A 12,318-nucleotide genomic window follows, 5' to 3' on the forward strand; every position below is an offset into this window, starting at 1 on the left:
TCTTCCACGGAGCGCCGCTCAGGTAACCCATGAAAACGATCCGTATACGTGCCGAAGTCCTGGCAGGCCTCACCACATCTTTTGCATTGGTGCCCGAGTGCATCGCCTTTGCGCTGGTGGCTCATCTCAATCCGCTGATGGGGCTCTACGGCGCGTTCATCATCTGTACCCTGACTGCGCTGTTCGGCGGGCGTCCGGGCATGGTGTCCGGCGCGGCCGGTTCGATGGCGGTGGTAATCGTCGCGCTGGTGGTTCAGCAGGGTGTGCAGTATTTACTGGCGACTGTATTGCTGGGCGGTTTGATCATGATCCTGTTCGGGCTGCTGCGGCTCGGCAAACTGGTGCGGCTGGTGCCTTATCCGGTGATGCTGGGCTTCGTCAACGGCCTGGCGATTGTCATCGCGATGGCGCAACTGGAGCACTTCAAGGTGGGTGAGTCATGGCTCAGCGGTACGCCGCTGTACGTGATGCTCGGTCTGGTGGCGTTGACCATGGCGATTGTCTATCTGTTGCCACGCCTGACCCGCATTGCGCCGCCAGCGCTGGTGGCGATCCTCAGCGTCGGGCTGGCGGTCTACCTGCTCGGCCTGCCGACCCGCACCCTGGGCGACATGGCGCACATTGCCGGTGGCTTGCCGGTATTCGCCATGCCGGACATCCCCTGGAATCTGGAGACGCTGCGCATCATTGCGCCTTACGCCATTCTGATGGCGCTGGTCGGTCTGCTGGAAACCCTGCTGACCCTGAACCTGACCGACGAGATCACCGAAACCCGTGGCTATCCGGATCGTGAGTGCGTAGCGCTGGGCGCTGCCAACGTGGTCTCCGGTGCCTTCGGCGGCATGGGCGGCTGCGCGATGATCGGCCAGACCGTCATCAACCTGAGTTCTGGCGGCCGTGGTCGTCTGTCGGGCGTGGTTGCAGGTTTGATGATCCTGATGTTCGTGCTGTTCCTCTCACCGCTGATCGAGCGCATTCCATTGGCGGCGTTGGTCGGGGTGATGTTCGTGGTCGCTCAACAGACTTTCGCCTGGGCCTCGCTGCGTGTGCTGCGCAAGGTGCCGGTCAACGATGTGCTGGCGATCATTGCCGTGACGGTGGTCACGGTGCTGACCGATCTGGCCACTGCAGTGCTGTTCGGGATCATTATCGCGGCGATCAACTTCGCCTGGCAGCAGGCTCGTGAGCTGTACGCCGACAGCCATGTCGAAGCCGACGGCAGCAAGGTCTACCACCTGCATGGCACGCTGTTCTTCGCCTCGACCACACCGTTTCTCGACCAGTTCAACCCGGCCGAAGACCCGGCGCAGGTGACACTGGATTGCCGCCACCTGAGCTTTGTCGATTACTCGGCCATCGCTGCGCTCAAAACCCTGCGCGAACGCTACGCCAAGGCGGGCAAGCATCTGCGTGTGGTCCACCTGTCCGAGCGCTGCAAGCGACTGCTCAAGCGTGCCGGCGTGCAGCATGCCTGAGTTGAGTTGAGCTGATGAGTTGCGTTGCGCGGCGCAGCCTCGTATAGGCTGGATGTCTTTTCTCCGATAGCGAAGGGTGTGTGCCTGATGGATGCTGTCTCTCCTCTGCAAGCCTACGAACGTGCCATCCAGCGTGGTTTTCAACCCGATCAGGCGCAGTTGCAGGCCGCCCGGCAATTGCAGGTGTGTTACGAGGGGCTGGCCGACGCTCGAGGTCGGGCCCGGGGCGTTTATTTGTGGGGGCCGGTCGGGCGTGGCAAAACCTGGCTGATGGACCGCTTTTTCGAAAGCCTGAGCGTACCGGCCCGGCGTCAGCATTTTCATCACTTCATGCGTTGGGTGCATAAACGCATGTTCGAGTTGATGGGCACCTCCCAGCCGCTGACCGTGGTTGCCAGGGAGCTGGCGCGTGACGTGCGGGTGATGTGTTTCGATGAGCTGTTCGTCACCGATATTGGCGACGCAGTGATCCTGGGCGGGCTGCTGCAGGTCATGTTCGAGGAGGGCGTGGTGCTGGTCTGCACGTCCAACCAGCCACCGGAGCAGTTATACAGTCACGGCCATAATCGCGAGCGCTTCCTGCCAGCGGTTGCGGCCATTCTCAAGTACATGGATGTCGTGGCGGTCGACGGCGGCGAGGATCACCGACTGCACCCCGGGCAACTGCATCAGCGCTACTGGATTGCCGAAGCCGGTCGACCCAGCGCCCTGCAGGGCATCTTCGAAGCGTTGAGCGCGGATCAGCCGGTTCACGACTCGCAGGTCATGCTCGGTTATCGCAGCATCAACGTGGTTCAGCATTCCGACACCGCCGTGTGGTGCCGTTACCGCGACCTTTGCGAACAGCCGCTGGCGGCCATGGATTTCATCGCGCTGTGCGATCGCTTTTCGGTGATTCTGCTCAGCGAGGTGCCGCTGCTGGGGGCAGCACAGCGCGAAGCGAAAATCGCCCGCGGCACCGAGGATGGCGTCGAGCAGGTGAGCGCAGGCGATCGCGAGCTGCCGCAGTTGTCGCCCAACGATGATGGCGTGCGACGCTTCATCGCGCTGGTCGACGAGTGTTATGACCGGCGCATTCCGCTGTATGTCGAAGCGCCGGTGCCGATGGACGAGCTGTACACCGAGGGCTATCTGTCGTTTGCCTTCCGGCGCACCCTCAGTCGACTTCAGGAAATGCAGTTGGAGCGTTTCACCGAGTCTTGACGCTCAGCTCGCATCCCGGCGTCGCTGGGCCAGCATATGCTTGGCGCCTTCGATCATCAGTACCACGACGGCCATCCAGATCGGCAGGTACGTCAGCCATTCCTCGCGACCGATGCTCTCGCCGAGCAGCAGGGCGACGCCGACCAGCAGCACCGGCTCGACATAACTGAGCAGCCCGAACAGGCTGAACGGCAGCAGGCGGCTGGCAAGGATGTAGCTGACCAGCGCCGAGGCACTGATCACCCCGAGCAGCGGAATCAGCAGGTACAACAGCGGTGCCTGTTGAATGGCCTGAGGATGGCCGTTGGCGATGAACCACAGTCCGATGGGCAGCATCAGCAGCATGTCGAACCAGAGCCCGCCGAGGTGATCGGTCCTGAGCTTGCGACGCAGCACGAAGTAAAGGGGATAGCCGCCCGCGACCAGCAGGGTTTCCCAGGAGAAACTGCCCAGCCTCCACAGCTCATGCACCACGCCGATCATGGCAAACACCGCAGCGACTTTCTGCAGGTAGGAGAGGTGCTCGCCGTATACCAAGCGGCCAGTGAGAATCATGCTCAGCGGCAGCAGGAAATAGCCCAGCGATACCTCCAGACTGCGCCCGTGCAACGGTGCCCACATGAAGATCAGCAACTGCGCACCGAGCAGCACCGAAGACAGCAGCAGCGCGAAGATCAGCGGCGGTTGCTGCCTGAGCCGGACAGCCACTTCGCGGACTCGCCGCCAGTCACCGCTGACCAGCATGAACAGCGTCGCGCATGGCACGGTGAGCAGCATGCGCCAGCCGAAGATCTCTTCACCGTCGAGCGGGGTCATCAGTGACGTATAAAAATACATGACCCCAAACAGCGTTGACGCCAGGACCGACAGCACCACACCTTTGTACACAACGGCCTCCGCGACAGCTGATTCGACAGATTACGCACCTGTCTGGTGCGCGTGGTCGTCAGTCTACTGGCCTGAGGTGCAAAAAGCTGCAAATCGGACGGCCCTTGCACGACGATGGAACGAGCCTCGTGCAAGTGCATCAGAGGTTTTGGCTAATCGATCAGCTTTGTTAGGCTGTCGCGCTGGCCGGCGTGACCGTACTCGGCAAATTACAAGGAGCATGCATGACCTCTTTCAGCACCGCAGCCCAGGATGCCAAGGCTCGGGCGGAGCAGTCTTCGACGCGTATCGCGTTTTTCATTGCCGGTTTCAGTGTCGCCTCGTGGGCGCCGCTGGTGCCTTACGTCAAACAGCGGATGGGCCTCGATGAGGGCACGCTCGGGCTCTTGTTGCTGTGTCTGGGGGTGGGCTCGATCATTTCGATGCCGTTGGCGGGAGCACTGGCGGCACGGTTAGGCTGTCGGCGCCTGCTGGTCTGTTCGACGCTGCTGATCTGCCTGTGTCTGCCGCTGCTGGCGACGATTTCCAGTCTGCCGCTATTGATCGCCACGCTGTTTCTGTTTGGCGCGAGCATGGGCGGGGTGGATTGCACGGCCAACGTGCAGGCGGTGATCGTCGAGCGCGCCAGCGGCAAGACCATGATGTCGGGCTTCCACGGCCTGTTCAGCCTCGGCGGGATTGTCGGTGCCGCGGGTGTCGCCGGCTTGCTCAGTCTGGGCATCTCGCCGTTCACGGCGATGCTGATCGTGGTATTTCTGACGTTGGTTGCGCTGGCCAAAGCGGCGCCGAATCTGTTGCCTTACGGCAGTCCGGCCGATGGGCCAGCCTTTGCCATCCCGCGTGGCGTGGTGCTGTTCATCGGCCTGCTGTGCTTCACCGTATTTCTGGCCGAAGGCGCGATGCTCGACTGGAGCGCGGTATTCCTGACCTCGTTGCGTGGTGTCGAAGCGGCGTATGCCGGGCTGGGCTATGCGGTATTCGCCGCGACCATGACCCTGGGGCGGTTGTTTGGCGATGCGGTGGTAAAACGGGTGGGCTCCAATCGGGTGATCATTCTTGGCGGACTGTGTGCCGCAGCGGGTCTGGCCGTCGCGACATTGATCCCGGTCTGGCAGGCGGCGCTGCTGGGGTATGCATTGGTAGGCGCGGGTTGCTCGAACATCGTGCCGGTGTGCTACAGCGCGGTCGGTCGGCAGAAGACCATGCCCGAAAGCGTGGCCATCCCGGCGATTACCACAGTCGGTTATGCCGGGATTCTGATCGGTCCTGCGGCAATCGGTTTCATCGCCCATGTCAGCAGCCTTGAACTGGCGTTCATGGTCGTTGCCGTGATGCTTCTGGGCGTGGCGATCGGCGGCAGCAAACTCAGGACCTGATCCCCGCTACAACCTGCGCGCCATCCCCGACACCCGGATCGAGCTTCCCCGTTGCTGCGGGATTTCGGCGCGCAGGCGCGATGGGCTGCCCATGTCCTCGCCCTGAATAATGTCTATCAAACCGCCATGCGGCCAGTCGATATCGCGCAGATAGCCGCCCAGTGCCGCCGTGGCCGCTCCGGTGGCCGGGTCCTCATAAACGCCACCGAACGCAAACGGGTTGCGGGTGTGGAACAACTGATCGGTCTCGGCCCACGCCAGCAAAATCGTCGCCCAGCCTTCACGGACCATCAGGTCGTGCCCCGCTTGTTGGTCATAGCGCATGGCCTTGAGCCTGGCGCGGCTGTTCAGCGCCAACAGCAGGTGCCCGGCACCGCCATTGATATGCGCGGGGCTAATGCGCTCATCCAGATCGGCATGGTTATAGCCGAACAGCGCCAGGGCTTCTTCCAGCAACAGCGCGCTGATCGGCGTGCTGAACGTGGGCGGCGATTGCAGCGCCGCCGACGTCAGAGAGCCCTGCGCATGGCCTTCGACAGTAATCTGCGCCTGATTGAGTGTCAGCTGATACACGCCATCGCCTTGCTGCGCCGCCAGCGCTGCGCCCAGGGCGATGGTGGCGTGCCCGCAAAACGGTACTTCTGCCAGCGGCGAGAAATACCGCACCCGCCAGCCGGCTTCGACAGGCGCAGCGAACGCCGTTTCGGAAAAACCGATGTCGGCGGCAATCTGTTGCATGACGGCATCATCGGGTAACGCATCGCCGATCCATACGCCTGCCGGGTTGCCACCGCGATCTCCATCGCTGAACGCCGCCAGTTTGAGTACTTCAGTTGTCATAGAAGGTTGTCCTTGCCTGGGTCAGTAGGGGACAGTGTGCAATGGCAAGGATTTGATTATCCAGTGAGAACATTTGATGCACGGCATCCATCTGCCTGATGCGTCACACCTCACACCTCGCCAGGCGTCGCTGCATCAGGCGTTCACGCAGCGTGTCGTAGGCCCAGTTGAACAGCAGGGTATAGGGCAGAAACATCAGCAGCAGACCGATGTCCAGCCAGAACGCTTCCATCAGGCTGATTGTCAGCCACCATGCGGCCAGCGGCACCACGGCCAGAATCAGTCCGGCTTCGAACCCCGTTGCGTGCAGGATGCGGACCGTCAGGTTCATGGTAAATCCGCAGCGGTTGCGCAGACGGTCGAACAGCGCGTTGTAGGTCATGTTCCACAACATGGCGATGGTCGAGATCATCACCGTCATGGCCCCCATCATCGCCAGCGATTGGTCCATCAGCCAGGCCAGCAGTGGTGCGACCAGAATCACACCGCCGATCTCGAACAGCGCGGCATGCAGCGCCCGCTCACGCAGGGTTTTGCTGGCGACGCCGGGTTGCCGGTCGGTGTGCGGTTGGTTGTTACTCATGACTACGCTGTCCTTGGTGCTGATGGATGGCAGTATTATCATCGGTGTTTGCGTTAAGCTGAAAATCAGTACCATCGGTTAAACCGATATGAGAGCGCCATGAGTTATTCACCAGAAGCCCTGGAAGCCTTCGCCCAGATTGCCGCGCTGGGTTCTTTCAGCGCCGCCGCACGCCGTCTGGGCAAGAGTCAATCGACCATCAGTGAGGCGATCGCCCGCCTGGAAATCGACCTGGGGCTGGAGCTGTTCGACCGTTCTTCCAGGCAACCAGTCCTGACCGAAGCGGGTAGGGTGATGCTTGGCCGTGTCGATGATCTGCTGTGCGCCTCGGACCGGCTGCGTCGTGCTGCCGCGCGGCTTGCAGCAGGCGTCGAGCCGCGGCTCACGCTGGTGCTGTCGGATGCCAACCAGTTTGCTGATTTCGAGCGGCTGATGACCGAACTCGATCAACGCTTTCCAGAGCTGGAGATGGAATGCGTGTTCGCCGAGCATGGCGACGCCATCAGCCTGGTGCAGTCGGGGAGGGCGTCGCTGGGGCTGCTGTCGGCGCAAGCCAGCTACCCACCGGAAATCGGTCACGCGACCATCGATGAAAGTGCCGATTTCGGTCTGTTCGTGTCGCACAAACATCCGCTTGCCGCGCTGGAACGGGTCGATTACCAACAGTTGTCCCGCTATCGCGCCTTGCGCCTCAATACGCTGATCGAGCACAGCATCCCCACCGACGACTTGCCCACCAGCGGCCATCGGCACTGGTCGGCACCCAATTACCTGCTGTTGATGGACATGGCTGCGTTCGGCTTTGGCTGGTCGGCATTGCCGCGCTGGCTGGTGTCGCGCTATTCGGGCGGACTGCTCAAAGAACTGCACGTCTCCGGTTGGCCGCGGCGCTCGGCGGTGGACGTCATCTGGTCGTTTCAGCGCAGTCTGGGGCCTGCGGGCGCGTGGCTGCTGGAGTCGCTGGTGCCGTTCGCGGGAGAGTGAGACGGGTTTAAGCGAATTCCTGTACGCCACAAGCCCTTCCAACCTCGCGACTGCAACAGAATCCCGCTATAAAGAGTGCCTGCAACCCGACGGCAGAAGGAATCAGGCATGGCTTTCAATTGGCACTCCGACCTCATCACGCGTGATACGCCAGTGGATGACATCTATCGGAACACGCAGAACGTGAGGCGTTTCATGACCGGGCAGTGCGGGGCGTCGTTCAGGTTCGATCGGCCATTCATGGCATGGATCAACAATGGCGAGCCCAAGAACATGGGGCAAGTCGCGGACCAATGGTTGCGCCTGCATGCCGCAGCTTCGGCGTCGAACTGATATCACGGGTCAATCGGGATCGGTACGGCGTGGCCCCTGTACTCGTGAATGTTGTTCACAAAAGTACCTATCGCGCTGACTGGGTCAAAAAAACCAGAATTTCTGAGCTCAAAACGCCATTATTTTTGCATGCGAGCGGTTTTTCTCGTAGCGTGCTTGTGCCGCCCCGCATGACGGGAAAGCGGCGCAACCAATACCTCAGGTGCCGCCGCTTTGACCCCGACAGATTTACAACATCTCCAGAGCCGATTGGCGGCTCTGGAGCAGGAAAATGCCTCGCTTAAAGAGAGCCTGAGCGTCACCGGTCGGGAGGCCGAATACGCCCTGGCCCAATCCCAGGAGCGCTATCGTTTTCTGTTCAACGCCATGGATGAAGGCTTTTGCATCATTGAGTTCTTTGACGGTCCACACGGTCCGCTGAGCGATTACATTCACGTCGAAGCCAACCCGGCCTACGAGTACCACGCCGGCATTTCCAACGTGGTGGGCAAGAAGCTGCGCGAGATGGTTCCCGAGGAGGCTGATGGCTGGCTGGAGTTTTACGGCGACGTGTTGCGGACCGGCAAGCCGATCCGTTTCGAGCGCGAACTGGTGGCCACAGGGCGCTATCTGGCCTTGACCGCGTTTCGCATCGAGCCGGCCAGCCGCAAGCAGGTCGCGGTGTTGTTTCAAGACATCACTGAACGCAAACGCGCTGAACTGGCGCTCAAGCAACTGAACGAAACTCTGGAAGCACGCATTATCGAAGCGGTGGCCGAGCGTAATGTGCTGGCCGACGTCGTCAACGGCACCAATGCGTTCATTCATGTCGTCGACTGCAATTTTCGCTGGATGGCCATCAATGGCGCTGCCCTGCGCGAATTCGAGCGTCTGTTCGGTGTTCGGCCGCAGGTGGGTGACAATATGCTCGACCTGCTCGACGACCGGCCGCAGAGCAAGGCTGATCTTGAACGGCGCTGGACGCGTGCGTTGGCGGGCGAAGAGTTCGCCGAAAGTGTCAGCTTCAGTGACTCGAACGATCCGGCCAGTCATTTTGAAATACGTTACAGCACGCTGCGCAATGCTCAGGGGCAGGCCATTGGGGCCTACCTGTTTGCCTACGATGTCAGCGAACGGCTTCGCGAGCAGGAGCGCCTGAGCCAGGCTGAAGAAGCCTTGCGCCAGTCCCAGAAGATGGAAGCCGTAGGCCAGTTGACGGGCGGTATCGCCCATGACTTCAACAACCTGTTGACCGGCATCACGGGTTCGCTGGAACTGCTCAAGACACGGGTCAGCCAGGGCCGTTTCAATGAACTGGACCGCTACATAGGGGCTGCGCAGGATGCCTCCAAACGTGCGGCGTCACTGACTCACCGATTACTGGCGTTTTCGCGCCGGCAGACCCTTGACCCCAAGCCGGTCGACGTCAACCGATTGGTCATCGGCATGGAAGAGCTGATTCGTCGTACGGTCGGACCGCATATCACTGTGGAGGTGGTGACCTCGGTCGGGTTGTGGTCAACGTTCATCGATGCACCGCAGCTGGAAAATGCCTTGTTGAACCTGTGCATCAACGCCAGGGACGCCATGCCGCGCGGCGGGCGAATTACCATCGAGACAGCCAACCGCTGGATTGACGAGCGCGGCTCACAAAGCCGCGATCTGATCCCCGGGCAATACCTGTCGCTGTGTGTCAGCGACACCGGTACAGGCATGTCGCCCGAGGTCATCAATCGGGCCTTCGACCCTTTCTTTACCACCAAGCCACTGGGGCAGGGTACGGGGCTGGGCTTATCGATGGTGTACGGTTTCGTGCGCCAGTCCGGCGGGCAGGTGCGTATCTATTCCGAGCCTGATCAGGGCACGAACATGTGTCTCTACCTGCCGCGTCATTACGTTGGGGCACCGGAAGAGATCGAGGCTGCAGATGCTGCTGGATCGGCGCCTGTGCAGACCGAGCGCACCGTGATGATTGTCGACGATGAGCCGACCATCCGCATGCTGGTGGCTGAAGTGCTGGAGGATCAGGGCTACATTCCGATCGAGGCGGGCGAAGGCGCATCTGCGCTCAAGGTGCTGGAGTCCGATGCGCGTATCGACCTGCTGGTGACTGATGTCGGGTTGCCGGGGGGTATGAATGGCCGGCAATTGGCCGATGCCGCGCGCATCATTCGACCCGACCTCAAGGTGCTGTTCATCACCGGGTACGCTGAGAACGCCATCATTGGCAACGGCCATCTGGATCCGGGGATGTGGGTGCTCACCAAACCCTTCACCATGGAAGCGTTTGCCAGCCGCATCTACGAAATGATTGAGCGCGAAGACTGATTCCAGCAGCCGTCAGCGGGTGGGCGGCGCCTGGAATTCACCCTTGGACAAGCCTTCCACGTCATTGCCCATGCTGTCACGAATGCTCAGGTCTGCGCCCTTGTCGGTCAGCTCCTTGAGCACTTCGGTGCGTTTGAACAGGGCGGCGTACATGGCTGCGGTCTGCCCGGCATTGTTGGTGAGGTTCGCACCGCAATCTGCCTGAACCAGACGCTTGGCGATGCTCAGTTCACCTTTGAAAATCGCACCCATCAGCGCCGTATTGCCGCGATTGTCCTTGGCGCAAGGGTCTGCTCCGGCATCTATCAGGCGTATCACCGAGTCTTCATGGCCGTGATAGGCCGCGAGAATCAAACCGGTATAGCCTTGTTCATCGCGGATGTTAAGGTCGTAATGAGCCTCGATAAACGTGTCCAGCATCGGGTTGTTGCCTTCACGGGAGGCGTCGAAAAACAGCGTGCGCAGCTGGCTGGCCGTCTGTTCGGCAGTCAGCTCCGGGGGCGGTGGAGTGGGGGTCGTTGTTGATGTCGGTGGTGTGGCGTTCGCGGCTGCGGCGAACAGCAGCAAGCCATAGATCAGATGCTTCATGGGCGTTCTCCTGACGGGAACCGTCCCGGCGACTGAGCACCGGGACGGGGTATCAGATCATCAGTCCTTGAGGCTTGCAGCCAGGGACTTGACCTTGCTCAGATCGCCTTTGGCGACTTCGGCTACCCGAGTGCCGTAGTCCGGATCTGCCTTGTACAGGTACGACAGCATGATGTTCTTGCTTTCAGTATCGGTGTCGGCCAGCGACTCGCCGAAGCTCTGCACCAGGTCAGTCTTCTCTTTCGCGCTGTAGGAGCGATACAGATCACCCGCCTGCTTGAAGTTCTGCTCACGCGTGATCTTCGCCTGCTGGGTAGTGCCACTGAGCGGCAGTTCGCTGTAGCGCGCCTTATCATCCGCTGGACGAGGTTCCAGACGGCTCGGCTCATAGTTGACGCCGCTGGTGGTGTGGCCAGTGTTCAGCGCACCGTCCTGATTACCGTTGTTGACCGCAACCTTGGGCTGGTTGACAGGCAGGCTCAGACCATTCGCGCCAAGGCGATACATCTGGGTGTCAGCGTAGGAGAACACACGGCCTTGCAACAGGCGGTCCTCGGAAGGTTCGATACCTGGAACCAGGTTGGCCGGGGCCATGGCGACCTGCTCGGTTTCCTGGAAGAAGTTATCGACGTTCTTGTTCAAGACCATCTGCCCGATCTTCTTCTCGGGAACGTCCGGCCAGATCTTGGTGGCGTCCAATGGATCGAAGTCGAATTTCGCCAGCTCTTCAGGCTTCAGGACCTGAACGTACAAATCCCATTTCGGGAAGTCACCCTTTTTGATCGCACCAACCAGGTCGTTGGTCAGGTGGCTGTAGTCCTTGGACTGGACCTGAGCGACTTCCTTGGGATCAAGGTTCTTGATGCCCTGCAGGGATTTCCAGTGGAACTTGACGTAGTGCACTTCGCCCTTGGCATTGACCAGTTTGTAGGCGTGTACACCGTTGCCATCCATGAAGCGATAGCCTGCTGGGGTGCCCTCGTTCGAATACAACAGGGTCAGCGTACGGGTGGCTTCCGGTACGTGGGAGAAGAAGTCGAAGCGACGCGAGTCGTTGTCCAGGTTGGTACGTGGATCAGGTTTGAACGCGTGGACCATGTCCGGGAACTTGATGGCATCACGAATGAAAAACGTCGGGAAGTTGTTGCCAACCAGGTCCCAGTTACCGTCAGCCGTGTAGAACTTGGTGGCGAAGCCGTGCGGGTCGCGCAGGGTTTCAGGCGAGTGATTGCCGTGAACCACGGAGGAGAAGCGTACAAATACCGGCGTCTTCTCACCGGATTTGAAAACGGTCGCCTTGCTCAGATCACTGATGTCGGCAGAGGCCGTAAATTCGCCTTTGACGCCGGTGCCGCGGGCATGCACGACGCGCTCGGGGATGCGTTCGCGATCAAAGCGCTGCAGCTTTTGCAGCAACTGAACGTCTTGCAGCAGGACAGGGCCCTGGGCGCCTGCGGTCTGAGAGTTCTGATTGTCGCCGACGACGGCGCCATTGTCGCGGGTCAGGGTGTCGGCTGCATAAACGGTCGGAACAGTAATCAGACCGGCTGCAGTCAGGCACACCATGTGTCTGGACCAGTTTAATAACGGCATTTTGAATCCCTCATATTTTTAGTAGGCCGGATAATCTTAGGCGCGTGAGGGAAATACGGTGATTATAAAAATATATTGGGGTGATTGAGATAAATACTCGAACAAAAGGTGGACCCGGTAACGGATGTTTGTACCGAGTTGGCCTGAT

The 12,318-nt window shown here is 60.4% G+C and carries 11 protein-coding genes; 6 read left to right on the forward strand and 5 right to left on the reverse strand.

Annotated elements, in window-relative coordinates:
- Nucleotides 1-29 precede the first annotated feature (29 nt).
- Nucleotides 30-1,475 carry a SulP family inorganic anion transporter gene (locus BT119_RS21760; RefSeq protein WP_003370343.1) on the forward strand — a complete coding sequence of 482 codons (1,446 nt, stop codon included), beginning with the start codon at nt 30-32 and terminating at the stop codon, nt 1,473-1,475.
- An 87-nt stretch (nt 1,476-1,562) separates the two neighbouring features.
- Nucleotides 1,563-2,678 (forward strand): cell division protein ZapE, encoded by a 1,116-nt coding sequence (gene zapE, locus BT119_RS21765; RefSeq protein WP_072366910.1) that lies wholly within the window; start codon nt 1,563-1,565, stop codon nt 2,676-2,678.
- 3 nt (nt 2,679-2,681) lie between these two features.
- Here zapE and rarD read toward each other — a convergent pair whose 3' ends face one another.
- Nucleotides 2,682-3,566, reverse strand: a complete 885-nt coding sequence (rarD, locus tag BT119_RS21770) for an EamA family transporter RarD (RefSeq protein ID WP_072366911.1) — start codon at nt 3,564-3,566, stop codon at nt 2,682-2,684.
- Between the two features lie 224 nt (nt 3,567-3,790).
- Between rarD and BT119_RS21775 the strand changes: the two genes are divergently transcribed.
- On the forward strand, nt 3,791-4,942 hold the full coding sequence (locus BT119_RS21775; RefSeq protein WP_003370349.1) for an MFS transporter: 1,152 nt from the start codon (nt 3,791-3,793) through the stop codon (nt 4,940-4,942).
- Nucleotides 4,943-4,948: 6 nt separating this feature from the next.
- Here BT119_RS21775 and BT119_RS21780 read toward each other — a convergent pair whose 3' ends face one another.
- Nucleotides 4,949-5,782, reverse strand: coding sequence for a PhzF family phenazine biosynthesis protein (locus tag BT119_RS21780; RefSeq protein WP_003370352.1), 834 nt, complete (start codon nt 5,780-5,782; stop codon nt 4,949-4,951).
- A gap of 103 nt (nt 5,783-5,885) precedes the next feature.
- The gene (locus BT119_RS21785) at nt 5,886-6,365 is read right to left on the reverse strand and encodes a multidrug/biocide efflux PACE transporter (RefSeq protein WP_003370354.1); all 480 of its coding nucleotides are present in this window, start codon (nt 6,363-6,365) and stop codon (nt 5,886-5,888) included.
- Nucleotides 6,366-6,464: 99 nt separating this feature from the next.
- Between BT119_RS21785 and BT119_RS21790 the strand changes: the two genes are divergently transcribed.
- From BT119_RS21790 to BT119_RS21800, 3 genes are all read left to right on the forward strand, one after another.
- A complete protein-coding gene (locus BT119_RS21790) occupies nt 6,465-7,349 on the forward strand; it encodes a LysR family transcriptional regulator (protein ID WP_003436246.1) in 885 nt (294 codons plus the stop codon).
- Between the two features lie 108 nt (nt 7,350-7,457).
- Complete coding sequence (locus tag BT119_RS21795) at nt 7,458-7,682, forward strand: DUF6434 domain-containing protein (protein WP_072366912.1); 225 nt, start codon at nt 7,458-7,460, stop codon at nt 7,680-7,682.
- Between the two features lie 213 nt (nt 7,683-7,895).
- Nucleotides 7,896-9,989 (forward strand): hybrid sensor histidine kinase/response regulator, encoded by a 2,094-nt coding sequence (locus BT119_RS21800; protein WP_032609924.1) that lies wholly within the window; start codon nt 7,896-7,898, stop codon nt 9,987-9,989.
- Between the two features lie 12 nt (nt 9,990-10,001).
- Here the strand turns inward: BT119_RS21800 and BT119_RS21805 are convergent, their stop codons facing one another.
- Together BT119_RS21805 and katB are read right to left on the reverse strand one after the other, a co-directional pair.
- Nucleotides 10,002-10,577 (reverse strand): ankyrin repeat domain-containing protein, encoded by a 576-nt coding sequence (locus BT119_RS21805; protein ID WP_003370362.1) that lies wholly within the window; start codon nt 10,575-10,577, stop codon nt 10,002-10,004.
- A 60-nt stretch (nt 10,578-10,637) separates the two neighbouring features.
- Nucleotides 10,638-12,143: a catalase KatB gene (gene katB / locus BT119_RS21810; RefSeq protein ID WP_003370364.1), complete on the reverse strand. Its 1,506-nt coding sequence runs from the start codon at nt 12,141-12,143 to the stop codon at nt 10,638-10,640.
- Between the last annotated feature and the right edge of the window lie 175 nt (nt 12,144-12,318).

Source organism: Pseudomonas sp. NFACC10-1, from assembly GCF_900119195.1.
Classification (GTDB): Bacteria; Pseudomonadota; Gammaproteobacteria; order Pseudomonadales; family Pseudomonadaceae; genus Aquipseudomonas; species Aquipseudomonas cerasi.